Genomic DNA, 25,064 nt, shown 5'->3' with positions numbered 1-25,064 from the left:
AATTGCGCGCTTAGTCAGCTTGCTTGCGCAAAAATGCTGGGATATCCAAGTAGTCGTGATCCGCCTGAGGCTTAGGGTTTGCCGCCGTTGCCGCCTGCTGGTTTGCAGTATCTGCTGCTGGGGCTGGCTGGCTCAAAGGCGCTGCTTTGGCCTCTTCAGCTGGTGCCGCTGTAGCAGCAGGCTTCTCAGATGCCACTGCCTGTACTGGCTTCGCAGTACCGGTTACCAAAGTGATATCTGGCTTGCACTCTTTGCCAATACCCGTTGCAACAACGGTTACGCGTAGCTCATCAGACATTTCTGGGTCAAGCGAGGTACCGATAACAACGGTAGCGTTGTCAGAGGCAAAGGCTTTCACCGTGTTACCTACAGTTTCGAACTCATCCAGACGCATGTCTAGGCCAGCTGTGATGTTAACCAACACGCCGCGTGCGCCAGCTAGATCGATATCTTCAAGTAGCGGGCTCGAAATAGCCATTTCAGCCGCTTCTTCAGCACGGTCATCACCAGTAGCAACTCCGCTGCCCATCATGGCATGACCCATTTCAGACATTACAGTGCGAACGTCAGCGAAGTCGACGTTGATCATGCCCGGACGGGTGATCAGCTCGGCGATACCCTGGACTGCGTTTTTCAGTACATCGTTAGCCTTGGCAAACGCATCAAGCAGTGTGATGCCACGGCCAAGTACTTTCAGAAGCTTCTCGTTCGGGATAGTGATCAGCGAGTCAACGTGCTTAGACAGTTCCTCGATGCCCTGCTCGGCAAACGCCATACGCTTTTTGCCTTCGAAGCTAAATGGCTTGGTCACCACCGCTACAGTCAGGATCCCTAACTCTTTCGCCACCTCGGCAATAATTGGCGCTGCACCGGTACCGGTACCGCCCCCCATGCCGGCTGCGATGAAGATCATGTCTGAGCCTTCAAGCTCAGCTTTGATCGCTTCGCGATCTTCCAGTGCCGAGTCACGACCAACCTGTGGGTTGGCACCCGCACCCAGACCTTTGGTGATTGCCCCACCGATCTGGATCACTGTACTTACATTGGTTTTACGTAGTGCCTGAGCATCAGTGTTCACACTGATAAACTCAACACCTTCGATTGATTCACGTACCATGTGATCGACAGCATTACCACCGCCGCCGCCAACGCCTATGACTTTAATTACCGCTTCGTCAGACATTTCCATCATCGGTTCAAACATGTGTTCTCTCCGTCCATCCTGTTCGCATCAGGTTTTAAAATTCTTTTCTAAACCAGCCACTTAGTTTAGTGAAAAAGCCAGAAACAGAACGTTTCTGCTCAATTTCACTGTCATCAAATGTCTGACTATCCTTTCCGTAATGCAGTAGACCTACTGCAGTCGCATAATGTGGGAATTGCACATGTTCGGTCAGCCCTGTCACGTTAAGTGGCAAGCCAACACGTACCTGGTTGCTGAAAACGCGCTCGGCGCACTCTACCAGGCCTTCCATCTGAGCTGCACCGCCAGTTAAGACAATGCCTGCTGCCAGTTGGTGCTTCACTCCCGCATTACGCAGTTGTTCTTGTACTTCTATCAGCTTCTGATTAACCAGTCCCAACAGCTCGCTGTAACGGGGCTCTATCACTTCCGCCAATGTTTGGCTCTGCAGGCTACGCGAAGGTCGACCGCCAACACTCGGCACATCTACCTTGGCATCCTTGCTAACAAGCTCGCTTAGCGCACAGCCAAATTTCACTTTAATTTCCTCGGCATCCCCAAGCGGGGTGCCGAACGCATAGGCAATGTCACTGGTTACCACATTGCCGGCATAAGGAATCACGGCCGCATGGCGCAGTGCACCACCGGTCCAGACAGCGATATCCATGGTACCGCCGCCGATGTCGACCACGCAGACACCCAGTTCACGCTCATCAGGCGTCAATACTGCGTGGCTGGCAGCCAAGCCGGAGAAAATAAGCTGATCGACTTTGAGGTCACAGCGCTCTACCGCCTTGACGATATTCCGCGCCATGTCGTTATGGCAGGTGATCAAATGAACACTCGCTTCCATGCGTACCCCAGATAGACCAACAGGGTTTTTAATTCCCTCTTGATAATCAATAGCAAATTCCTGAGGAATTACATGCAAAACTTTATGTTCGTCACTAATTTTTACCGATTTAGCGGTATGGATGACATTATCAACATCATCCTGAGTCACTTCTTTGTCGGAAATCGGCACCATGCCCTCTTCTGTCTGGCAGCGAATGTGCTTGCCCGACAGGGACAAAAATACCGATGAAATCTGACAGTCAGCCATCAACTCAGCTTTGTAGATCGCGCCCTGTACCGATTTAACTACAGACTCGAGATCATTTACACCGCCTTTGTCCATCCCACCGGACGGACTGCTACCTTCACCGATGACATTCACTTCGCCATCCGGTAGCACTTCACCGACCAAAGCACTGACTTTGGACGTGCCAATATCCAGGCCTACTATCAGTTTTTTATCTGCCGCCTTCGTCATAGCGCCTACTCTTATAGTTCTCTTAAGCCAAACAGGCTGCGGCAGAGCCGATCTATTTGGACTCGCTTTGCTCTGGGTCAGTGACCCAGCCTACAGCAGCTCCGGTATCATAACGTAAGTCTATGTACTCGATAGCCTTTCCTTGCTGTTCTAATTGCGGGGATAAGGCAATGAAACGTTCGATCCGCTCCATCCGCTCCTTACGCCCTAATTCAAGCCTGACGCCGTTAGTTAACCAAACCCGCCAAGCCCGACGTTCATTCAATGCCAGCGTAGCAATTTCAAAGCCCGCATGCTGTAACCTCGGTTGCATTTCGCGCAATGCACTCAACACTTCAAGGCTGGTACCGTCCGGCCCTGCAAGGCCAACCAGTAGTTGGCCTGCTTGCTCAGGGGGGGCCTCAAAGACTTCCCCGTCTTGGTTGACCATCGCGTGGCCATTCCAAGAAGCCGCCGGCTCTTGCTCGACCAAAAACACTTTGAGGGTATCGGGCCACTGCTTGCGCACCGCCGCCCTTGCCACCCAAGGCATAGCCTCCAGCACATGTTGAATGTCATCAACATCTTGGGTCATGAAACTGCCTAGCTGCTCAAGGTGCATAATTCCTTCCCGGACATCGCCAGGAGTCAGGTAATGCAGCTCACCTTGAATCACCAGCTGTGACAACGGCAGCCGGTTGGCATCTGTCATCCAGTTGATTGCCGCGCTGAACAGCCAGACAACAAACCCGATCACAAAGAGAAAAAAAGCCAGTCCCCCACGGTGGTGCTTTGGCGCCACAGGGGAAAACGATATTCTTTTTAGGACACTATCAGCCATAAATAGTTTAATCCCGATGTCATAGCCGATATTTACCTAGCAAAAGCGGCAAGGCCATTCCCTCAACCCTTTCCGCTTTCTCGCGTAAAGTTGACAGATTATAGCGAGCAAGCCTCGGCTCTCCAACATCTGAAAGCCGATTCCTCGCAGATCTCTGGCTATAAGCTTAAATCAAAGCAAAAAACAAGCCAAATATATATTTTTTATACAGTAAGATTACTGGCTCATTTGCTCAATATTCAGTTGCATATCCGCAAGCTGCCTAGCAATCTTGCCAACATCACCGGCACCTTGTGTCAGAACCAAATCATCATTTTGTAGAATATTGGCTAACGCTGACGGCAGGGCATCGATAGTTGGCACAAAAATCGGGTCCAGTTTGCCACGGCCACGAATGGTACGGCACAGGGCACGGCCATCTGCACCGGCAATAGGCACTTCACCCGCAGCATACACATCCAGCATGACAAGCACATCAACCTGTTCAAGCACATTGGCAAAATCGTCATATAGATCACGGGTGCGGCTGTAACGGTGTGGCTGGAATACCATCACCAGACGCTTGTCTTCCCAACCTGCGCGCGCAGCCTGAATAGTCACATCAACCTCGCTCGGGTGATGGCCGTAGTCATCGACCAGCATCACCTTACCATTACCGGTTTCGAACTCCCCAAGGTGATCAAAGCGTCGGCCAGTGCCTTCGAATTCAGCCAATGCACGGATGATGGCGTCATCATCGACACCTTCTTCGGTTGCCACCGCAACAGCGGCCGTCGCATTCAAGGCATTGTGCTTACCCGGAATGTTCAGTTTGATCTCAAGCGCTGGCTTACCTTTACGTAGTATCGAGAAATGTCCCTGCTGGCCGCGCTGATCATAATCAACCAAACGCACATCTGCATCCTCAGAAAAGCCATATGTGATCACTTGGCGGCCAATTTTTGGAAGAAGCTCACGCACGACTGGATCATCAATGCACATTACCGCCAAACCGTAGAAAGGTAGGTTGTGCAAGAAATCGACAAATGTCTGCTTCAATACTTCGAAATCACCACCATAAGTGTCCATATGGTCAGCTTCGATATTGGTGACGACACACACCATCGGCTGCAGGTGCAGGAATGAAGCATCACTTTCGTCAGCTTCAGCAATCAGATAACGGCTGGAGCCAAGACGGGCATTAGTACCGGCACTTTTCACCAGACCGCCGTTAACAAATGTTGGATCCAACCCTGCTTCAGAGTAAATCTGAGTAACCAAGGCTGTCGTGGTTGTTTTACCGTGAGTACCGGCAATGGCTATGCCATGACGGTAGCGCATCAGCTCTGCCAGCATCTCCGCACGGCGTACCACAGGAATACGCAGCTCACGAGCTGCAGCCAATTCAGGGTTGCTCTGATCAATGGCCGTCGAAGCAACCACCACGCTAGAGCCATCGATATTGCTGGCTTGGTGGCCGAAGAAGATCTCAGCGCCCTTGCTCGCCAAACGGTTAGTCACCGCATTCGGCGCCAAGTCTGATCCACTGACGTTGTAGCCTTCGTTAACCAAAACTTCTGCGATACCGCTCATACCGGCACCGCCGATCCCAACAAAGTGGATACGCTCTACGCGGCGCATCTCTGGCACCATGGTTCTAATTTTTGCTAATTGCTGGTTATCCAGTTTACTCATCACTTTGTCTCGTCTTATTGCTTTGCCAACGATTTGATCACCTCCGCCACCCGGCGGTCAGCATCAATAATCGCTGCGTCCCGTGCCGCCTGCGCCATCTTGGCCAACTGTGCACGGTCTAATTGTTGTAAGGTGTCGGCCAGCCCTTCTACTGTCAGTTCAGGCTGTTCAATCATTTTCGCCGCGCCACACTGTACGAGGTGGTCGGCATTGAGCGCCTGCTGGCGATCCTTATGCATGAATGGCACAAAGACCGCACCAAGACCGGCCGCTGACAGTTCAGACACCGTCAGGGCACCCGAGCGACAAACAACGATATCAGCCCAAGCATAAGCTGCAGCTACATCGTCGATAAATTCTGTTACTTGGTAGTTATTGCCCTGCGCATCGGCGTACTGGGCATAATCTTGTTCAGTTTGCACCTGGGCACCTTTACCGGCCTGATGCCATACAGTGACTTTATCGCCCAGCAAACCCGCAACTTGAGGCAGAGTTTGGTTAAGGATGCGTGCCCCCTGGCTGCCTCCCATCACCAATACCCGAATTGGACCGTCACGTTCAACAAAGCGCTGCTCCGGAGAGGCTAGTGCAACTACGTCCTGACGAACTGGATTACCTACCACCTCGCGGTTTGGGAAAGCACCAGGGAATGCCTGCAGTACACTCGCCGCTATGCGTGAAAGCCATTGGTTCGTCAAACCGGCAACTGCGTTTTGCTCATGTAGAATCACCGGCACGCCCGATAACCATGCAGCAACACCGCCCGGCCCGCTGACATAACCGCCCATGCCGAGTACCGCATCAGGCTGCCACGCCTTGATATATCTCCGGGCCTGCAAAATGGCACCAACAATCTTGAAAGGCGCAGCCAACAAGCGCGTAACGCCCTGACCACGTAAGCCCTTGACCTTGATAAAGTCGATATCAATACCGTGCTTGGGCACCAATTCGGCTTCCATACGATCAGCTGTACCAAGCCAGCGGATCTCCCAGCCTTCTTGCTGTAACCGCTTGGCAACGGCCAAGCCAGGGAAGACATGGCCGCCGGTGCCGCCCGCCATGACGAGCAAGCGCTTATTCTTGTTCATTGTCATTTTCTTCTACTTCCGGGTCCGGCATTGATCTAGCAGCGATTCGCTGCTCATAATCTATCCGGATCAAAATGGCGACCGCAGTAGCCATAATAAATAAACTGGAGCCACCGTAACTGATAAGTGGCAAGGTTAGCCCTTTGGTCGGTACCATACCGGCAGCCGCACCAACATTGACCAAGGTTTGAAAAGCAAACCAGAAAGCAAAGCCAAAGGCCAAGAAGCCACCGTATAACTGCTCTGTCTGCAAGCAGCGACGGCCAATCATCAAGGCTTTAAATACCAGGGCAAAAATAAGCAGCAGAACAACCGTCACCCCAATAAGGCCAACTTCCTCTGCCAATACGGCAAATACAAAGTCGGTGTGGGCCTCAGGCAAATATTCCAGCTTCTGGATAGAGTTACCCAGACCTTGCCCCAACCATTCACCACGGCCAAAGGCCATCAGGGATTGGGTAAGCTGGTAACCACTACCGAAAGGATCATCCCACGGATCGAGGAACGAGGTAACGCGACGCCAACGGTATGGTTCGAAATAAATCAGGGAGGCGATACCGACGCCCGCCGTGGCTATCATTACGATGAATTGCCATAGCTTGGCCCCGGCGATAAACAGCATGCCAACCGTGGTGACAAACATCACCACGAACGAACCAAGATCGGGCTGTTCAAGCAGCAAGAAGCCTAGCAGGACAAGCACCAGCAAAGGCTTGGCAAAACCGATGAAGGTTTCGCGAACTTGCTGGTACTGACGCACCAAATAGCCAGATAAAAACAGGAATAGGGAAAGCTTGGCGACTTCAGCAGGCTGCAGGTTAAAGATACCCAGCGGGATCCAGCGGGAAGCACCGTTGACCGAGCGGCCGACACCCAGTACAGCAACCAACAGCACAATCGATACTATCAGCATCGGCACGCTGTACTGGCGCCACTTTTCAAGCGGGATCATCAGTACAAAACTGGCTAGCACCAGAGAGCAAACAAGGAAGAATCCATGGCGTAGGGCAAAATAGAACGGCATGTCTGTCAGGCGGGTCGCGATCGGCACTGAGGCTGACGTAACCATCACCAAACCCGTTGCCATCAAGGCTAATGCAATCCAAACCAGCTGCCTGTCATACGGGCTCTGCGCCGCCGGTTTTGTCATCCAATCAAAAAACTGCCCCATCCCTTCTTTTACCGCTCCCGCCATCAGGTGTCCTTGCCTACCCGGTGCTGTAGTGCCTGTGCCAATTCGACAAACGTATCACCACGCACCATAAAGTTAGCAAATTGATCGAAGCTCGCACAGGCCGGAGACAACAAGATCATATCTCCCGCACTGGCTATTTTTGCAGCCTGTGACATGGCTTGCTCCATGGTCTCGACCATCAAGGGGTTATCAACCAGTGGGGCAAAGTGTGAACCATCGCGGCCAAAGCAGTACAACTGGGCATCTAATTTCGCCAGGACAGGTGCCAGCTCGGAGAAATCGGCGCCCTTGCCGTCACCGCCCACCAGCAAGTGAAGCTTGCCATTAAGCTGTAAACCTTTCAGGGCAGCCAAGGTACTGGCGAGATTGGTCGCCTTGGAATCATTGACCCATTTCACGCCATGCTGCTCAGCCACCAACTGGCAGCGATGAGCTAGGCCATTGTAGCGACGCAGCGCGCGGCATGAAGCTTCGCGGTCAATACCTACCGCATCCGCCAGCGCTAGTGCAGCCAAGCTATTGGCTACATTGTGGCGGCCTACCAATGCAATATCATTGCTAGGCATCAAAGGCGCTCCAGCGATAGCCAGCCACTCTTCGCCTTGGTGCTCGACCAAGCCGTAGCGCTCGGTACTATCACCGCTTCCAACATTGAGGCCAAAGCTGACTAGCTCAAGCTCACACGCATCAGTATCCGGTTTGGTCGCCAGATCTTCCCGGTTGAAAACCGCAAGCTCCGCATGGGTAAAAATACGCATCTTGGCTGCGCTGTACTGCGCCAAGCCGCCAGGGTACCTGTCCATATGGTCTTCAGACAGGTTGAGGTAAGCCGCCGCTTTGAGCGACAGGCTCGACGTCGTTTCCAGTTGAAAACTGGACAGCTCGAGGACATACAGATCGTGACCCTCTGCCAGCATATCCAGCGCAGCAAACCCGATATTGCCACCGACACCGACATTGATGCCGGCCTCTTTGGCCATCTCGCCAACTAGGCTAGTCACTGTGCTCTTGCCATTGGAGCCAGTGATCGCGACCACAGGCTTCTCTACCGCACGGGCAAACAGTTCGATATCACCGACAATTTCAATCCCCACGCTAGCAGCCTGCTGCAGTTGCGGGGTGGCTAGGGCGATACCCGGGCTCGAAACAATCAAATCGGCAGCCATCAGCCAATCCATCTGCCACTGGCCACTGCAAAGTGCTACCGACGGGGGCAGCTGCTCACGGCCTGGAGGGTTGTCGCGGGTATCAATGACCTTGATGTCCAGCGACTGAGGAGCCCTCAGCAGGTGGTCCACCACCGACAGGCCGGTCATCCCCAGCCCAATCACTACCACCTGCCTTACGCCTTCCAAGCCTTTCATCTTATCGTACCTTCAGGGTTGCCAGTGCGATCAGTACCAGCATTAGGGTAATGATCCAGAAACGCACGATAACCCGTGGCTCCGGCCAGCCTTTCAGTTCATAGTGGTGGTGGATTGGCGCCATGCGGAAGATACGCTGACCACGCAGTTTGTATGAGCCAACCTGCAGGATCACCGATACGGTTTCCATTACGAATACGCCACCCATCACAACCAGCAGCAGTTCCTGACGAACCAATACGGCAATAGTGCCCAATGCGCCACCGAGTGCCAATGAGCCCACATCACCCATAAAGACTTGTGCTGGGTAGGTGTTGAACCACAAGAAACCAAGCCCCGCACCGACGATAGCGGTACAAACGACGACCAGTTCACTGGCATCTTTGAGGTAAGGGATGTGCAGGTAATTGGCAAAGTTGACGTTACCCGTCGCCCAAGCGATAAATGCCATACCACCGGCAACCATCACGGTTGGCATAATCGCCAAGCCATCTAGGCCATCGGTCAGGTTAACCGCATTACTGGTACCGACAATAACAAAGTAAGTGAAAACAATATAGAACAGGCCAAGTTGCGGCATCACATCCTTGAAGAACGGCACCACCAGTTGAGTCGCTACGGTATCTTGGCCGTGGACATACAGTGCAAAAGCCACACCGAGCGCTATCACTGACTGCCAGAAGTATTTCCAACGGGCGATCAGGCCATCGGTATTCTTACGTACCACCTTGCGGTAGTCATCGACGAAACCCACTGCGCCATAGCCCAGCATCACGACCAGTACCGCCCACACATACGGGTTGGTCAGGTCAGCCCAAAGCAACACGGTAATCGCGATGGAGGCCAGGATCATGATCCCGCCCATTGTCGGGGTGCCGCGCTTACTAAAGTGCGATTCTGGGCCATCGTGGCGAACCACTTGGCCGATCTGCAGCATCTGCAGGCGGGCAATCAAACGCGGCCCCATCCACAGTGACAGCATCAAAGCCGTCAAGATGCTGATGATGGCGCGGAAAGTCAGGTATTCAAACAGTCGAAAAAATGGAAATGTCGATTCCAGTAAATCAGCTAACCAGTAAATCATTCTTTATGTTCCTGCAGTGCAACAATCACATCTTCCATGCGGGAGCTGCGGGCTCCTTTTGCTAGCACTGTCACTTGGATGTTGTCTTCATTGAGCAAAGGATCAAGCTGCTGATGCAGGGTCTCAATCAATGCTGTTTTATCGTTAAAGTGTTGGCCATTGTTGAGCGTACTGACGATCTGGCTCGCTTTACCAAATGTCAGCACCTTGTCGAGGCGACGCGCGCGCGCATATTCTGCAACTTCTTGGTGCAGCGCTGCACTATCATCACCCAACTCAGCCATGTCCCCCAATACAAACCAGCGCTGGCCGTCAAAACCAGCCAACAAGTCAATTGCCGCCTTTACAGATGCGACACTGGCATTGTAGGTATCATCGACCAGCCTCAGATTAGGACGCGGCTCGGTCACATCAGCGCGGCCTTTGACATTGGCCACACCACCCAGGCCTGCCTGTACCTGCTCTGGCGTTGCCCCCATCGCCATAGCTAACGCTGCGGCTGCTAGAGCGTTGGCGACATTATGGCCACCAGCCAGCGTTAAACTGACCGGAAATGTTGCCAAGGGGGTGCGCATTGTAAAGCAAGCGCGACCCATACTGTTAATGTTTATGTCAAGAGCGTGAAAATCTGCTTCAGGCTGAGTGGCAGAAAATGTCTGCAGTTGGTGCTTTTCTAGCATTAACTGCCATTTTTTCTGGTCATTGGAATCTAGATTAATAATCGCGACAGCTTCTTTACCGCGTTCCTCAAGCCCTTCGAAAATCTCCCCTTTGGCTTTCGCCACCCCGTCCAGCGAGCCAAACCCTTCAAGGTGGGCAGCTGCCAGGTTGTTGATCAATGCTACTTGCGGCTTGACCAGGTTGGTGGTGTAGGAAATCTCTTTCTGGTGGTTGGCACCTAGCTCAATCACCGCAAATTCATGCTCAGGTTCCAAGCGAAGCAAGGTCAGCGGGACACCAATGTCATTATTGAAGTTTCCGCCCGTTGCCAGCACCTTGCCTTTGTGTGCCAAGATAGCGGCTGTCATCTCTTTGACCGTGGTTTTACCACAGCTTCCTGTCAGTGACACTGTCTTCAGGCCATGACGCTGTTCCATTTCGGCTTTGAGCCAAGCACCCAATTGGCCTAGCGCCTGATGGGTATCTTCAACCACCAGCTGAGGCAAGTCGACAGGTAAGTGCTTGCTTACTAGCAATGCCGATGCACCTTGCTCTTTGGCGTTCTGGCAAAAGTCATGGGCATCGAAACGCTCGCCGACCAAAGCAATGAACAGGGTATCATCTGCTATCTGGCGGGTATCGGTAGAAACTGCCGAGATAGTCGTATCAGAACCAATCAACTGGCCACCCAATACGTCAGCCAATAGAGAAAGTTGAACAGGGATCATCCCTTTGCCTCCAACAATTCGGCGACCGTTTCACGGTCAGAGTAATGAATAGTGCGATCAGCCAAGATTTGGTAATCCTCATGGCCCTTGCCTGCCACCAACACGATATCATCAGCACCGGCATGGGTAAGTGCCCACTGACAGGCTTCTCGGCGATCGTGAATGGTTCGGGCCTGATCCGGCTGCGCCAGACCTGCCAGCATATCAGCCATTATCGCTTCTGGTGCTTCGCTACGCGGGTTGTCGTCGGTCAGGATCACCTGGTCTGCCAAGCTTTCCGCCGCTACCGCCATCAATGGGCGCTTGCCACGATCACGGTCACCACCACAACCAAAAATGCACCAGAGTTTGCCATGGCAGTGTACGCGCAGCGCCTGCAGGGCTTTTTCCAGTGCATCAGGGGTGTGAGCATAATCAACAACCATCATAGGTTTGTCAGGCTTTTGAAAAACTTCCATCCGGCCAGTGACCGCCTGAAGTTGCGGAGCCACAGCCAAAAGCGCAGCCATCTCATGGCCTGTCGCCAGCAAGGTAGCCAGTGACAACAGCAAATTAGTCACGTTAAAGGCACCAACCAAAGGCGCCGTAAACTGCCCGGCCCCCCAACTTGAATCAAAAGCGACGGTCACGCCTTTTGCGCTGTACTCAACCGATTCCAGCCATAGTGACTGGCCTTGATGGCCCACTAAATTTGCCTGAGACATAGTAACAGCAACAGCCTGCGGTAGATCAGTTAACCATTCGCGGCCAACCTCATCATCGGCATTGATCACCGCAACACCACTCTGGTGCTCGGTAAACAGGGTTTTCTTCGCGGCGGCATAACTCGCCATATCACCATGGTAATCAAGGTGGTCACGGCTCAGGTTGGTAAAGATGCTGGCTTTGAACTCTAGCGCTTTCACCCGTCCTTGTACCAAACCATGAGATGAGACTTCCATCGCGGCAAAACGGGCCCCTTGGCCAGCCATTTGCTGAAGTACGCAAGGGATCTCCAGTGCACTGCCTGTGGTATTGGTTGCCGGTTGGATATGCCCCAAAAGGCCATTGCCAGTCGTCCCCATCACCCCTGCTGGCTTACCTAGTAGCATTGCCCACTGGGCCAGTATCTGGCTGATGGTGGTTTTACCATTGGTTCCCGTTACGGCAACCACTTCGATCTGTTCGTCCGGTGCCCCATAGAAGCGCTTGGCAATCGCCGACAGCAAATCGCCAAGTAATGGGAGATAAATCACGGCACCGTTGTCAGTGTGTTCAAGATAAGCTTGTTCGGTATCCGCTTCAGCCAACACGATAGCCGCACCGGCTTGCTGTGCCTTGCCAATAAACTGACGGCCATCAACCGTGTGGCCCTTCACGGCAACAAACATCTCTCCGGCATTGATCTGCCGGCTATCAAGGGTCATCCCAGAAATTGTCTCTGCTGCCAATGATTGCGGCAGGCAAAGGCCTTCCAGCCATGGTGATAATAACTCACCGATAGCGTGTAATTGTTTAGGTTCCGGCATGGGTATTGCCCCTGTGGTTCACAACGTTTAACTCTTCAAGCGTTCCCGCATCCGGCGGGATATTCAAAATCTGTAAGGCGCTCTCCATCACTTCGGAGAAGATCGGTGCGGCAATCGCACCACCATAATAGGCATCACCCTGTGGCTCGTTAACCACCACAACCATCGCCAGTCGCGGATTGCTGATCGGGGCCAATCCGGCGGTCATCGCGACATATTCATCGCTATAACCACCGGCTGCTGCTTTTTTCGCGGTACCGGTTTTAGCACCAACACGATAACCTGCCACAGCAGCACGGCGGGCACTGCCCCCTTTGTGAGTAACCAGCTCAAGCATATTGAGCAGCTTGCGGGTATTTTCAGCCGACACGACCTGGCGACCTGGCACTACCGACTCGGTCTTGAGGATAGAAAGCGGGCGATTTACGCCCATTGCGCCCAGGGTCGCGTATGCACGTACCAACTGGATTGGGGTAACAGAAATACCGTAACCGAAAGACAGGGTGGCACGTTCAAAGTCAGACCAGCGGCGGCGATCCGGGAAGAAACCTTGCGCCTCGCCGATCAGGTTGATACCCGAGGCATCCCCCATACCGACACTGCTGTACATACCCAGCACGGCATCGACCGGCATCGCTAGCGAAAGTTTACTAACACCGATATTACTGGACTTTTGCAGGATCTTGGCCAGATCCGCCTTGCCGACCCGGGAGACATCTCGCACCCGGCTACCGCCGATCTGCATCAGCCCGTTGCCGGTATCGATAATGGTATCTTCATCGGCCACGTCATTTTCCAACGCCGCCAATACCACAAACGGTTTGATAGTCGAGCCCGGCTCCATCGCATCGGTAATTACCCGGTTGCGCATCCTGAAGCTCTGTAGCTGGTCGCGGTTGTTCGGGTTGTAGGACGGTGCATTGACCATCGCCAGTACCTCGCCGGTACGCACATCCACCATAACCACCGAGGCGGAAGTTGCCTGGTAATCGGCAACGGCCTGTTTTACTGCACGGTATGCAACAGCTTGCAACCGCTGATCGATACTCAGGCTAAGTGACTGGCCCGGCTCACGCTTCTTGAGTGAGATATTCTCAACCACCCGGCCATAGCGGTCTTTTCGGACGGTACGGCGGCCCGGCTCCCCGGTTAGCCAACCATCATAGGTACGCTCCACGCCTTCAAGGCCGTGGCTATCAATCCCCGTCACACCAATCAGGTGGGCACTGACTTCACCGGCAGGATAAAAACGGCGGGATTCGTCTTTGAGGCCAATGCCGGGTAGCTTGAGCTTGCTGACATAGGCTGCCATAGCAGGACTAACCTGGCGTTGCAGGTAGATAAAGCGGCGTTTGCTGTTCTTCTCAAGGCGCGTCATCAGGCCTTGGCGATCAAGCCCCAGCACATCTGCCAGGGCGTACCAACGCTCTGCCTGGTCCAAGCCACCATTTTTAAAAATCTGGACCGGATCAGCCCACACCGCCTGCACAGGTACACTGACCGCGAGCTGTTCGCCATTTCGATCAGAAATAATACCGCGGGCCGAAGGGAGTGCCTTGACCCGTAGCGAGCGCAGGTCACCTTCCTGGATAAGCTTGCCCGGCTCGAGGACCTGGATATAGGCCGAGCGTGCAATCAGCGCGACCATAGCCAGTAAAATACATGTACAAATAACACCAAAGCGCCACGGGATAAATGCCGGTGGCGCTTTCTGGCGACGTTGATTCTGTTTGTCAGAACGCTTGAAGGATTTTGTTATTTTCATTATTTAACAATAATTTCGCTATCACGGGATGGACGTTGCATCTCCATCTCCTGTTCGGCTAGACGTTCAATTCGACTGTGCTCGGCCAATGAACTTTCTTCAAGGATCTGATTTCGCCACTCGATATCGAGCTGATCCCGCTCAATAAGCAATTGCTCCTGCTGGGCAATCAACTGGCGTGAATGGTGGGTGATCAATACCACCCCCATTGCAGAAATCAGTACCAGAACCAACATTATCAGCGGAATACGGCCGACAGAAATCAAATCCCGGCCAATGATCTGGGCCAGGTTGTTTGTTGGTTCCGGCTGCTGGTTCATAGGCGTTCAGCCAATCGCAGTACAGAACTACGGGAACGAGCGTTATCGCTCACTTCGTTTTTCGATGGCTTGATCGCTTTGCCGACTGGCTTGAGATCAGGACTGCCCAGTGCTTTGATCTGTTCTTCAGTCAATGGCAGACCCGCCGGGACTTCTGGCCCTTTGCTCTGCTTACGAATAAAGCGCTTAACCATACGATCTTCCAGCGAGTGGAAGCTGATCACCGATAGGCGGCCACCTGTAGCTAGGATATTCACCGCACCTTTAAGGGCTGTTTCAATCTCTTCAAGCTCACTGTTGATATAAATACGGATCGCCTGGAAGCTACGGGTAGCTGGGTGCTTGTGCTTATCTTTGAACGGCGAAACATCCGCAATCAACTTGGCCAGCTGTGTAGTACGGGTCAACGGCTCGTTCTCAGGATCCTCACGGTAAGCAACAATGCCACGGGCAATACGCTTGGCAAAACGTTCTTCACCAAATTCTTTCAATACCCAGGCAATGTCATCCGCTTCCGCTTCTGCCAGCCAATCTGCCGCAGAAATACCAGACGTTGGGTCCATACGCATATCAAGCGGCCCATCGCGCATAAAACTAAAGCCACGTTCGGCATCGTCCAATTGCGGGGAAGAAACCCCCAAGTCCAACAACACACCGTCAACACGGCCGATCAGATCGCGCTCTTCCATGTATTTTTCCATGCCAGAAAACGGGCCATGGATAATCGTAAAGCGTGGGTCATCAATCTTCTGGGCTTCGGCAATCGCCTGGGGATCGCGGTCAATACTGTAAAGGCGTCCGTTTTCACCTAGCTGGGATAGGATCAGGCGGCTGTGTCCACCGCGACCAAATGTACCATCGACGTAGATACCATCTGGTTTGATGGCCAAGCCATCAACAGATTCATGAAGTAAAACCGAGACGTGCTCAAACTGTTCAGACATAAGTAATTATTCAGCTCTTGTAAAAGCGAGCCAACCCGTTAGTCAACAAGTCAGCATAAAATCCAGTAACAGTGGAAATTCATTAACTTAGGCTATTAAAACGCTGTTTTAAAAGCATTTTCCGCAAATTCCCACCGCAAAGTGTACGTATTTGATAAAAAAGATGTCAAGCCGAGGGCCGCAATTCTAACAATCACTTGAAATAAATTACGGGGGCTAAGGCAGAGGCCCACGGTAAATTCACCGGGCCCAAAACGACAAAAGGTGATGTAAAGCCTCATTTGAGACCTCACATCACCTTTTGTACTTAAAGGGGTGAGTTGGCCGATGAGCCGGGTTCTGTCCCGCTTGCGCGGTGGTAACCATTCCTCTAGGCCTGCAATCACTCACAGGCTCAAGCAACCTACCCGTCCCCAACGCGGGCCACGCCATTAGGGACCTATTTGGTCTTGCTCCGGGTGGAGTTTACCGTGCCACGAACTATTACTAGCCGCGCGGTGCGCTCTTACCGCACCCTTTCACCCTTACCTGTGCACCACTCCGAAGAATGGGCCATCGGCGGTCTGCTCTCTGCTGCACTGGTCGTAGGCTCGCGCCTCCCAGACGTTATCTGGCACCCTGCCCTGTGGAGCCCGGACTTTCCTCCCCCCCGTCAGTCTCCCAAAGGACATCAACGAGGCAGCGGTTACCTGGCCAACTCAGGCGGGCGATTGTATAGGACTTGGCTCACAGTTACCAGTGAAAAAGCCGACAAAAGCGCGAAGCGGTGGAAAAGGAAGCAAGAGCGGTGCTGTGGTGCTGTGGTGCTGTGGTGCTGTGGTGCTGTGGTGCTGTGGTGCTGTGGTGCTGTGGTGCTGGCAAGATTGATTCATCCACTCATCTTGTCAATGCTCTTTATTTCCCAAGGCATACAACAATGTGAACAAAAATTTGTAAGCATATAAAAATCCCCGATTTTTGTTCGGGGATTTTCTTTATCGATAATATTTAGGCCGACAATTCACTGTTTACCCACAGGGCCATAGAACCATAGCCACATAGGGCCATTAACCTAAATTCTCCAGCCCCCACTTATACAGCGCGTTCTTCTTCACGCCGTGGATCTCTGCTGTCAGTGCTGCCGCCTTCTTCAGGGGAAGTTCTTTGACCAGCAGGCCAAGGGTGCGTAGCGCGTCAGCAGGAAGGTCTTCTTTCTCGGCGCGATGGCCGGCCACCAGCAGTACCATTTCTCCACGGGTACGGTTGCTGTCTTCACCCAACCAGTCAATCAATTCGCCCAGCGGCGCGCCGTGGATAGTCTCGTAGGTCTTGGTTAGTTCGCGGGCCAACACGACTTGGCGTTCAGGGCCAAGTACAGCCAGCATATCAGCCAGCGAGTCCATGATGCGGTGCGGTGACTCGTAGAAAATCATGGTGCGCTCGTCATTGGCCAACTCTTGAAAGCGATCGCGGCGGCCCTTGCTTTTTGGCGGTAGGAAGCCTTCAAAGCTGAAGCGATCCGATGGCAGGCCGGCACCACTTAATGCAGTGACAACCGCGCAAGGCCCTGGAAGTGGGACAACTTTAACACCCGCCTGACGACAACGATTGACAAGATGGTATCCTGGATCACTGATCAGCGGCGTACCGGCATCGGACACAAGTGCGATACTGGTACCGGCCTGAAGTTTTTCGATCAGATAGTCAGCTTTTTGCTGCTCGTTATGATCGTGAAGCGCAAAGGTGCGGGTCGAGATCGAAAAATGGGTCAGCAGGCGCGATGTGTGTCGCGTATCCTCGGCGGCAATCAGATCGACATTTGCCAATACGTCCAATGCACGCTGCGTGATATCCGCCAAATTACCGATTGGAGTAGGTACGATGTACAAAGTTGCGACATCTACCGTGCATGAATTGGTCTCACTCATTTGTCTAAGATCTCATCTGCAATTAATATAGAGAGTAATTTGTCACAGTTGAATGAATTCAATGCTCAATTTTACCCATAAGCGTAAAAGTGTATCACGACTGTTAGCCCCTGTAGCCCTTGCCGTGCTTCTGGCAAGCTGTAGTACCTCTAACCAACCTGTCGTGGTCACCGATATTACAGCTGCCGCTACTGATAGCGCAGCCAATTATCTGATCAAAGCCGAGTCAAGTGAAGGTGCCGAAAGCATCAACTTTAATATCTTGGCACTCAAGGCATTAATCAAGGAAGGCCAATGGAATCAGGCCGAGCAACTTGCCGACCGTCTGAGCCGGATGAACATGGATCCGCTGCAAATGGCCGAATGGCAACTGGCACGTGCGACCCTGCGCTACCAGCAAGGCCAACCTAAAGCGGCCCTTGACTCACTCAACTTCCAACCATGGTGGACACTGGCTGACAGCCAGTACCTGCGCTACCACATGCTGCGCGCAGAGTTATTCCGTCAAACCAACCAGTCACTCAATGCTGCCCGCTCCCGCACGGCTTTGGACCAGTACCTGAGCAATGACAAGAAAGCGGCCAACTGGCAGAACTTGTGGCAGGATCTGTCCAACTACAACAACAACCAGCTGCAGTCTGTTTCCCTAGCCGGTGATGAAGAAGTGCTGCGGGGCTGGATTCAGTTGGCAGTACTGAAAAACACCTACTCCCAGCGCCCAGCCAAGCTCAAGGCGATGGTCGAAGAGTGGCTGGGCAGCAACCCATACCACCCGGCAAACCAGTACCTGCCAACCGATCTAGAGAGCATCATGTCGCTGGAAATTGCCCAGCTTGACAATGTGGCCCTGTTACTTCCACTGACTGGCCGCTTCGAGCAGTCAGGCAAAGCAGTGCGCGATGGCTTTATCAACGCCATGCTCGATGATTCTGGCCGCGAGGCACAGACCGAGCTGACGGTCTATGATACCGAGGCAGAAAGCATGGCTTCCATTATGGCCAAGCTTGAGCAAACCGGTGTTGAAATGGTGATCGGTCCGCTGCGCAAGAACAAGATTACCGAGTTCCAGCGTGCGAATAGCAGCAATATTGCCTTGCTGGCCTTGAACGAGCCAGATCCAAGCCAGCTCACCCAAGACAATGCCTGTTACTTCTCGCTATCTCCAGAACAGGAAGCAGAGCAAGCTGCCCGCCACCTGTTTGCCAAAGGGCACCAGTACCCGATGGTCTTGGCCCCGGGCAACAGCTACGGCGAACGCGTCAGCAATGCGTTCATCGAGCAATGGCAGCAATTGACAGGCAAGACACCGGCAACCCGCCAGTTCAGCTCACGTAAGCAGATCCAGCAAGAAATTGCCTCGGTGTTCGGCCTAACCGACAGCCAGAACCGCATCAAGCAGATGCAGCAGGTATTGGGTATGGAACTGGAAGCCGAGCCGCGCAGCCGCCGTGATACCGATTCGGTTTACCTGATTGCCAACGTCAATGAGCTGACCTTGCTCAAACCGTTTATCGAAGTCGCTATTAACCCGGATGCTTCCCAGCCTAAGCTATACGCCAGTTCGCGCAGTTACCCTGACCGCAACGCAGATACCTCCGAGATCCGTGGTATCGAGTTCAGCGACATCCCGTTGCTAGTCGATGCTAACCACAACTTCATGAACCGTTATGAAGAACTGTGGCCGGATAGCAAGAATACCGATGTTCGTCTCCACGCCTTCGGGATGGATGCCTACAAGATGGTGTCCGAGCTACCGCAGATGCGTGTCGTCGATAACTACAGCACCCAGGGCAACACCGGCCAACTGAGCCTTGATGACCAGTGTGTCATCCAGCGCCAGCTAAGCTGGGCAATCTATACCGGGAACGGTATTGAGCCTGCTCAATAAGCGCCAACAAGGGCAAACCTACGAGGCCATGGCCGAGCAGTACCTCTGCCGCCATGGCCTACACCCCCACACCCGCAACTTCCAGTGCCGCAGCGGCGAAATTGACCTGATCATGCGCTCCCGGCAGTGCTGGGTCTTTGTTGAAGTCAAATTCCGCAAAAACAATCATTACGGTTCGGCCGCAGAAGCGGTAAACTGGCGCAAGCAACAACGTGTTAAGCGTGCGGCCTTGTTTTGGCTAAAGAAAAATGGCTTCGCCATTGAACATACAGAGTTTCGGTTTGATGTGGTCTCGCTTGAGGGCACACCACCACAGATCGAATGGTTTACCAACACCCTAGTAGAAGGTTAATCCATGCTAGAGAGCATCAAAGAAAGTTTCACCGAAAGCATCCAAACCCAGATTGCCGCCGCCGAGGCCCTGCCAGACGCAATTTCCCAGGCAGCACAGGTCATGGTGCAAAGCCTGCTCAATGGCAACAAAATCCTCTGCTGCGGTAACGGTGGCTCGGCGGCAAACTCACAGCACTTTGCCTCCTGCCTGATCAACCGTTTCGAGACCGAGCGTCCAAGCCTGCCAGCATTAGCGCTGACCGCGGATACCACCACCTTGACGGCTGTTGCCAACGACTACCACCACGATGAGATTTTCTCCAAACAAGTCAGGGCCCTAGGCCAAGGTGGGGATATCCTGTTTGTGCTATCGACGAGCGGCAATAGCAAGAACATCATCAAGGCGATGGAAGCCGCCCTGACCCGTGATATGACTATCATCGCCCTGACCGGCAAGGACGGTGGCGAAATGGCAGGGTTGCTGGGCATCCAAGATGTCGAGATCCGAATTCCGTCCCAGCGTACGGCAAGGATCCAGGAAGGCCAGTTATTGGTGGTCCACTGCCTGTGCGATCTGATCGACAAGGTCCTGTTCCCTCACCACGAAGGATAAATACAACAAGGAAGGTAACCATGAACTGGCGTCCGCTAATTGTTCTGCTGCTGGCGTTCGGCCTGCAGGCGTGTGCCGCTTTGGATCCGGCTGATACCCGCTCGACCAAGCAGCAATGGTATGATCAAGAGATCGAAATGGAAGTCGGTGGGCTGGCCAACAAACCACCCTATCGCCAGCATACCCGGGTGAATGCGATAGCTGTCGAGGGCAAGGTATTGCTGGTCGGCCAAGCCACAGAGCCAACCTATAGCAACCAGCTAGAGCAACAGGTTCGTGAGCTGAAAAACGTCAATACCGTCTATAACCAAATCCAGATCCGCCCGCTGCCACAACTTGGCGAGGTGAGCAAAGACAGTTGGCTGACAACCAAGGTCAAGGCCCAGCTGATTGGCAGCAAGCAACTGCGCGATGCGACGATCAAAGTCATCACCGAAGGCCAGGAGGTGTTCCTGCTCGGCTATGTCAGCCGTGAACAAGGTAATGTCGCAGCAGATATCGCCCGCAATGTTTCCGGGGTCAAAAAAGTCGTCAAGGTCTTTGAGTACCCTGAGTAGTAGAGGTTATTGGCAGGGTCAACGATACCCAGCCAGGAAAAGAAAAACGCAGCGGATGCTGCGTTTTTTAATGCGGTAAGCTTGATGGGAGCGCTATGAAATTACTTCACAACTCGCAAGCTTGGACGGCCGCGAGGGCGAGGTGGCTCATCATCAGGTTCGATATCTGAAACCGCTTCAGTCACAGGCTCAACAGGCGCTAGTGCATCCTGCATCTGCTCATCTGCGATTTCTTCCACTTCTTCGATATCTGCCATGTCTGTCGCATAAGCAGGTTCTGGCTCGAACATGGTGCCAGCACCGTTTTCACGCGCGTAGATAGCCATAGCGGCATAAAGTGGAACGATCACCGAGTGAGGACGGCCGCTGAAACGGGCACTGAAGCTGATCGCCTCGTTGCCCAATTCCAGGTTACCCACAGCACGCGGGGCAATGTTCAGGACAATCTGTCCGTCACTGACAAATTCCATCGGAACCTTGACACCTGGCAACGTAGCATCGACCACCAAGTGGGGGGTCAAATCATTATCTACCAACCAATCATAGAAAGCTCGCAGCAGGTAAGGCCGGCGCGGTGTCATGTTGTCGATGTCCATCATTAGCTGCCAGCCAAGCGCATTTCGCGCTCTGCTTCAGTCAAAGAGGCTAAGAATGAATCACGTTCGAAAACGCGGGTCATGTAGTTCTTAACTTCTTTTGCACCAGCGCCAGTCAGTTCGATGCCCATTTCCGGCAGACGCCACAACAGCGGTGCCAGGTAACAGTCAACTAGGCTGAACTCATCGCTCATGAAGTATGGGAACTCAGCAAATACTGGAGCAAGAGCCAATAGCTCTTCACGCAATTGCTTGCGTGCTTTATCAGCTTCGTCACCAGAGCCTTTGTTAATTTTTTCTGCCAGTGTGTACCAGTTACGTTCGATACGGTACATCATCAAACGGCTGTTACCACGAGCAACAGGGTAAACAGGCATCAATGGTGGATGAGGGAAGCGCTCATCCAGATACTCCATAATGATGCTTGCTTGGTAAAGTGCAAGCTCACGGTCAACCAAAGTCGGCACAGAGTTGTACGGGTTTAGGTCTAGTAAGTCTTCAGGCAGGTTGTTTGGGTCAACCAGCTCGATTTCAACGCTTACACCTTTTTCTGCTAGTACGATACGCACCTGATGGCTGTAGATGTCAGAAGCATCAGAATACAGAGTCATCACAGAGCGTTTATTGGCAGCAACAGCCATTAACCCCTCCAGTATACTTAAATACACAAAAAGCAACGGGGGCACCGGCCCCCATTGCGAGATTCCAACCCACTAGATTACCTGATCAGTGGACATCACGCCAATATTCTTTCTTCAACAGTAATGTTAGTACAAAGAATACGGCAATAAAGCCCATTACCCAGTAACCCAGACGCTGGCGTTCCAACTTCATTGGTTCTGCTGAATATTCGAGGAAATTGACCAGATCGCGAACAGCCTCGTCATATTCTTCATCGTTCAGTTCACCCGTGCCGTCAGACTTGATACCAACATATTCCTGTACTTCTTCACCGTCAATGAGGCGGGTTTCGTACACTTTAGTCGGTACACCCTGCAACTCTTCCAGGACATGGGGCATACCTACACTCGGGAAAACTACGTTATTGACCCCAAACGGACGGCTAGGATCCGCATAGAAAGAGCGTAGGTAGGTGTAAAGCCAGTCGCTGCCTCGAACACGGGCAACCATGGTCAGGTCCGGCGCCGGAGCACCGAACGAAGCCGCAGCATACTCGGTCGGGATAGCATTGACCATCAGATCACCAATTTTGGCTTCTGGGTCAAACACCATGTTATCCATCATGAGATCGGCAGGGATCCCCAGATCTGTCGCCACTCGCTCATAACGCTGGTACTGGGTGGCGTGACAGCCAAAACAGTAATTCATGAAGGTCTGGGCACCGCGCTGCAGCGAGGCCTTGTCCGTCAGATCATTACCGGCTTTGTCCAGTGGCACCGACGGACCCGCTGCCATAGCCAGAGAAGGCAGCAGGGCAAATAGCATTACAATCAACTTCTTCATTTGAATGTTACCCTCTCTGGTAGCGGTTTGGTTGCTTCATTCTTGCTATAGAAGAACAGCAGGACGAAGAACATGAAATACGCAAAGCTGAAGATCTGCGCCAGGATGGTGTATGTCGGGGTTGCCGGCAATGCACCCAGAATACCCAAAGCAATGAAGCTGATGGTGAACTGGACAATGTTAGCCAAATGCAATTTGCTGCGGTAGCGGTAAGAGCGCACCTTACAGCGGTCAAGCCATGGCAGCAGGAACAACGCCACGATCGAGGCACCCATCGCCACAACACCCAGCAGTTTGTCAGGAACCGCACGCAAAATAGCGTAGAACGGTGTGAAGTACCAAACCGGTGCAATGTGCTCTGGGGTCTTCAGCGGGTTAGCCGCTTCAAAGTTAGGTGGTTCAAGGAAGTAGCCGCCCATCTCAGGGTTGAAGAAGATCACGTAGCTGAACAAGAAGGCGAACACGGCAATACCTACCATATCCTTCACCGTCCCGTATGGGTGGAAAGGAATAGAGTCGATAATGTCGTACTTCTTGCTGTAGTAGCTATGGAACGGGAACTGGGTTTTGTAGTCCTCACCCTTAGTACCCTTAGGCAGCTTGGTCTCGATACCGTCCGGGTTGTTAGAACCCACTTCGTGCAACGCAAGAATGTGCAGAACAACCAGCAGCAACAGCACGATAGGCAATGCGATAACGTGAAGGGCAAAGAAGCGGTTCAGGGTCGCGCCGGAGATCACGTAATCACCACGGATCCAAAGCGTGAGATCATCACCGATGACCGGAATCGCACCAAATAGCGAGATGATTACCTGAGCACCCCAGTAAGACATCTGGCCCCATGGCAGTAGGTAGCCCATAAAGGCTTCAGCCATCAGTACCAAGAAGATCAGCATCCCGAACAGCCATAGCAGCTCACGGGGTTTCTGGTAAGAACCGTAGATCAAACCACGGAACATATGCAGGTAAACCACGACAAAGAAGGCCGAGGCGCCCGTCGAGTGCATATAACGTAGTAGCCAACCGTACTCTACATCACGCATGATGTATTCGATCGAGGCAAAGGCCCCGTCGCCGGAAGGCACATAGTTCATAGTCAGCCAGATCCCGGTAATGATCTGGTTGACCAGTACCAGCATGGCTAGTGATCCAAACAGATACCAAAAGTTGAAGTTCTTCGGCATCGGGTATTCAGACAAATGCTTTTTATAGGCATTCATCATTGGCAGGCGTTTTTCAACCCATCCAAGTAAACCGTCCATTAGGCTGCCTCCTCATCTACACCGACCAGAATGGTATTGTCATCCAGGAACGTATGAGGCGGCACAACCAGGTTCAATGGTGCTGGCACCCCTGCAAAGACCCGGCCAGCCATATCGAACTTCGACCCGTGGCAAGGACAGAAGAAACCGGCTGAAATACCACTTACCTGCTCACTGAAGGTATTGGGTAAATAGGTAGGTGAACAGCCTAGGTGGGTACAAATACCTACGGCTAGAAAGATTTCAGGTTTAACTGAACGAAATTTATTTTGGGCATATTCGGGTTGCTGCGGCTCCGCCGAAGACGGATCACGAAGCTGACCATCATGGCCACCCAATTCATTTAAAACAGCATCGCTACGGCGGACTACCCAGACAGGTTTACCACGCCACTCGACGCGGACCATCTGGCCTTCTTCCAACTTGCTGATATCAACTTCAACTGGCGCACCGGCGGCTTTTGCTTTCGCGCTCGGGTTCCAAGATTTGATAAAAGGCACAGCTACAGCAGCTGCACCCAAGCCTCCAACAACCGAAGTCGTTGCAGTCAGGAAGCGGCGTCGGCCGTTACTTACTGGCGCATTGCTCATCCAACATTCTCCCATGTGCTCCCGCTCTGGATTATTATTATGTCCTTGTGCGTCCCTGGAGCTTACGGCTAACTTTCAACGGAAAGAAACAACAGCAACCCCTTCCAACCCGGAAGGCTAAAGTGGCGGTATAAAGCTGTTGCTTATCACGCCAAATGATAAAAAAAACCCCACCTTTTGACAAGATAAAGCTACTTTTTCGCAACAAA

The 25,064-nt window shown here is 52.8% G+C and carries 24 protein-coding genes and 1 other RNA gene; 5 read left to right on the top strand and 20 right to left on the bottom strand.

Annotated features, from left to right (window positions below):
• Window positions 1–10 precede the first annotated feature (10 nt).
• The 14 genes from ftsZ to rnpB form a co-directional block, all read right to left on the bottom strand.
• Window positions 11–1,204, bottom strand: a complete 1,194-nt coding sequence (gene ftsZ / locus BIZ37_RS07890) for a cell division protein FtsZ (protein WP_187461053.1) — start codon at window positions 1,202–1,204, stop codon at window positions 11–13.
• A gap of 34 nt (window positions 1,205–1,238) precedes the next feature.
• Complete coding sequence (ftsA, locus tag BIZ37_RS07885) at window positions 1,239–2,495, bottom strand: cell division protein FtsA (RefSeq protein WP_187461052.1); 1,257 nt, start codon at window positions 2,493–2,495, stop codon at window positions 1,239–1,241.
• Between the two features lie 52 nt (window positions 2,496–2,547).
• The gene (locus tag BIZ37_RS07880) at window positions 2,548–3,315 is read right to left on the bottom strand and encodes a cell division protein FtsQ/DivIB (protein ID WP_187461051.1); all 768 of its coding nucleotides are present in this window, start codon (window positions 3,313–3,315) and stop codon (window positions 2,548–2,550) included.
• A gap of 216 nt (window positions 3,316–3,531) precedes the next feature.
• Window positions 3,532–4,989: a UDP-N-acetylmuramate--L-alanine ligase gene (gene murC, locus BIZ37_RS07875; protein WP_187461050.1), complete on the bottom strand. Its 1,458-nt coding sequence runs from the start codon at window positions 4,987–4,989 to the stop codon at window positions 3,532–3,534.
• 14 nt (window positions 4,990–5,003) lie between these two features.
• Window positions 5,004–6,077 carry an undecaprenyldiphospho-muramoylpentapeptide beta-N-acetylglucosaminyltransferase gene (gene murG, locus BIZ37_RS07870; protein WP_187461049.1) on the bottom strand — a complete coding sequence of 358 codons (1,074 nt, stop codon included), beginning with the start codon at window positions 6,075–6,077 and terminating at the stop codon, window positions 5,004–5,006.
• A complete protein-coding gene (gene ftsW, locus BIZ37_RS07865; protein ID WP_187461048.1) occupies window positions 6,064–7,272 on the bottom strand; it encodes a cell division protein FtsW in 1,209 nt (402 codons plus the stop codon). Before ftsW ends, murG begins: the two co-directional genes overlap by 14 nt.
• On the bottom strand, window positions 7,272–8,636 hold the full coding sequence (gene murD, locus BIZ37_RS07860; RefSeq protein WP_187461047.1) for a UDP-N-acetylmuramoyl-L-alanine--D-glutamate ligase: 1,365 nt from the start codon (window positions 8,634–8,636) through the stop codon (window positions 7,272–7,274). The genes ftsW and murD overlap by 1 nt, the downstream gene beginning before the upstream one ends.
• A gap of 1 nt (window position 8,637) precedes the next feature.
• Window positions 8,638–9,720, bottom strand: a complete 1,083-nt coding sequence (gene mraY / locus BIZ37_RS07855; RefSeq protein ID WP_107300036.1) for a phospho-N-acetylmuramoyl-pentapeptide-transferase — start codon at window positions 9,718–9,720, stop codon at window positions 8,638–8,640.
• Entirely contained in the window at window positions 9,717–11,108 is a 1,392-nt protein-coding gene (gene murF / locus BIZ37_RS07850; RefSeq protein ID WP_187461046.1) for a UDP-N-acetylmuramoyl-tripeptide--D-alanyl-D-alanine ligase, read from the bottom strand. The genes mraY and murF overlap by 4 nt, the downstream gene beginning before the upstream one ends.
• A complete protein-coding gene (gene murE / locus BIZ37_RS07845) occupies window positions 11,105–12,616 on the bottom strand; it encodes a UDP-N-acetylmuramoyl-L-alanyl-D-glutamate--2,6-diaminopimelate ligase (RefSeq protein ID WP_187461045.1) in 1,512 nt (503 codons plus the stop codon). Before murE ends, murF begins: the two co-directional genes overlap by 4 nt.
• Entirely contained in the window at window positions 12,603–14,381 is a 1,779-nt protein-coding gene (locus BIZ37_RS07840; RefSeq protein WP_187461044.1) for a penicillin-binding transpeptidase domain-containing protein, read from the bottom strand. The genes murE and BIZ37_RS07840 overlap by 14 nt, the downstream gene beginning before the upstream one ends.
• Window positions 14,381–14,701 (bottom strand): cell division protein FtsL, encoded by a 321-nt coding sequence (gene ftsL / locus BIZ37_RS07835; RefSeq protein ID WP_187461043.1) that lies wholly within the window; start codon window positions 14,699–14,701, stop codon window positions 14,381–14,383. Before ftsL ends, BIZ37_RS07840 begins: the two co-directional genes overlap by 1 nt.
• A complete protein-coding gene (gene rsmH, locus BIZ37_RS07830) occupies window positions 14,698–15,645 on the bottom strand; it encodes a 16S rRNA (cytosine(1402)-N(4))-methyltransferase RsmH (RefSeq protein WP_187461042.1) in 948 nt (315 codons plus the stop codon). The genes ftsL and rsmH overlap by 4 nt, the downstream gene beginning before the upstream one ends.
• A 312-nt stretch (window positions 15,646–15,957) precedes the next feature.
• Window positions 15,958–16,346: RNase P RNA component class A (gene rnpB, locus BIZ37_RS07825), an RNA gene on the bottom strand.
• A gap of 37 nt (window positions 16,347–16,383) precedes the next feature.
• Between rnpB and BIZ37_RS30410 the strand changes: the two genes are divergently transcribed.
• Entirely contained in the window at window positions 16,384–16,512 is a 129-nt protein-coding gene (locus tag BIZ37_RS30410; RefSeq protein ID WP_255526701.1) for a hypothetical protein, read from the top strand.
• 179 nt (window positions 16,513–16,691) lie between these two features.
• Here BIZ37_RS30410 and rsmI read toward each other — a convergent pair whose 3' ends face one another.
• On the bottom strand, window positions 16,692–17,552 hold the full coding sequence (rsmI, locus tag BIZ37_RS07820; RefSeq protein ID WP_187461041.1) for a 16S rRNA (cytidine(1402)-2'-O)-methyltransferase: 861 nt from the start codon (window positions 17,550–17,552) through the stop codon (window positions 16,692–16,694).
• A gap of 61 nt (window positions 17,553–17,613) precedes the next feature.
• Between rsmI and BIZ37_RS07815 the strand changes: the two genes are divergently transcribed.
• From BIZ37_RS07815 to BIZ37_RS07800, 4 genes are read left to right on the top strand one after another with little or no spacing between them, the layout of a single operon-like run.
• Window positions 17,614–19,440 carry a penicillin-binding protein activator gene (locus BIZ37_RS07815; RefSeq protein ID WP_187461040.1) on the top strand — a complete coding sequence of 609 codons (1,827 nt, stop codon included), beginning with the start codon at window positions 17,614–17,616 and terminating at the stop codon, window positions 19,438–19,440.
• Window positions 19,424–19,792 carry a YraN family protein gene (locus tag BIZ37_RS07810; protein ID WP_187461039.1) on the top strand — a complete coding sequence of 123 codons (369 nt, stop codon included), beginning with the start codon at window positions 19,424–19,426 and terminating at the stop codon, window positions 19,790–19,792. Before BIZ37_RS07815 ends, BIZ37_RS07810 begins: the two co-directional genes overlap by 17 nt.
• Window positions 19,793–19,795: 3 nt before the next feature.
• Window positions 19,796–20,386 (top strand): phosphoheptose isomerase, encoded by a 591-nt coding sequence (locus tag BIZ37_RS07805; RefSeq protein ID WP_107300027.1) that lies wholly within the window; start codon window positions 19,796–19,798, stop codon window positions 20,384–20,386.
• Between the two features lie 20 nt (window positions 20,387–20,406).
• The gene (locus tag BIZ37_RS07800; protein ID WP_187461038.1) at window positions 20,407–20,943 is read left to right on the top strand and encodes a BON domain-containing protein; all 537 of its coding nucleotides are present in this window, start codon (window positions 20,407–20,409) and stop codon (window positions 20,941–20,943) included.
• A gap of 101 nt (window positions 20,944–21,044) precedes the next feature.
• On the opposite strand, the gene sspB is transcribed toward BIZ37_RS07800, so the two are convergent.
• The 5 genes from sspB to petA all read right to left on the bottom strand — a co-directional run bounded on the left by sspB (window position 21,045) and on the right by petA (window position 24,855).
• Window positions 21,045–21,539, bottom strand: a complete 495-nt coding sequence (sspB, locus tag BIZ37_RS07795) for a ClpXP protease specificity-enhancing factor (protein WP_187461064.1) — start codon at window positions 21,537–21,539, stop codon at window positions 21,045–21,047.
• A 2-nt stretch (window positions 21,540–21,541) separates the two neighbouring features.
• Window positions 21,542–22,180: a stringent starvation protein SspA gene (gene sspA / locus BIZ37_RS07790; protein ID WP_107300024.1), complete on the bottom strand. Its 639-nt coding sequence runs from the start codon at window positions 22,178–22,180 to the stop codon at window positions 21,542–21,544.
• Window positions 22,181–22,265: 85 nt separating this feature from the next.
• A complete protein-coding gene (locus BIZ37_RS07785; protein ID WP_107300023.1) occupies window positions 22,266–23,003 on the bottom strand; it encodes a cytochrome c1 in 738 nt (245 codons plus the stop codon).
• Window positions 23,000–24,265: a cytochrome bc complex cytochrome b subunit gene (locus tag BIZ37_RS07780; RefSeq protein WP_107300022.1), complete on the bottom strand. Its 1,266-nt coding sequence runs from the start codon at window positions 24,263–24,265 to the stop codon at window positions 23,000–23,002. The genes BIZ37_RS07785 and BIZ37_RS07780 overlap by 4 nt, the downstream gene beginning before the upstream one ends.
• A complete protein-coding gene (petA, locus tag BIZ37_RS07775; protein ID WP_107300021.1) occupies window positions 24,265–24,855 on the bottom strand; it encodes a ubiquinol-cytochrome c reductase iron-sulfur subunit in 591 nt (196 codons plus the stop codon). Before petA ends, BIZ37_RS07780 begins: the two co-directional genes overlap by 1 nt.
• Window positions 24,856–25,064: the final 209 nt, after the last annotated feature.

This window comes from Photobacterium sp. BZF1 (assembly GCF_014349205.1).
In the GTDB taxonomy this organism is placed as follows: Bacteria; Pseudomonadota; Gammaproteobacteria; order Enterobacterales; family Vibrionaceae; genus Photobacterium.
The sequence above is the reverse complement of the archived record's forward strand: the minus strand, read 5'-3'. Positions and strand labels throughout refer to the sequence as shown.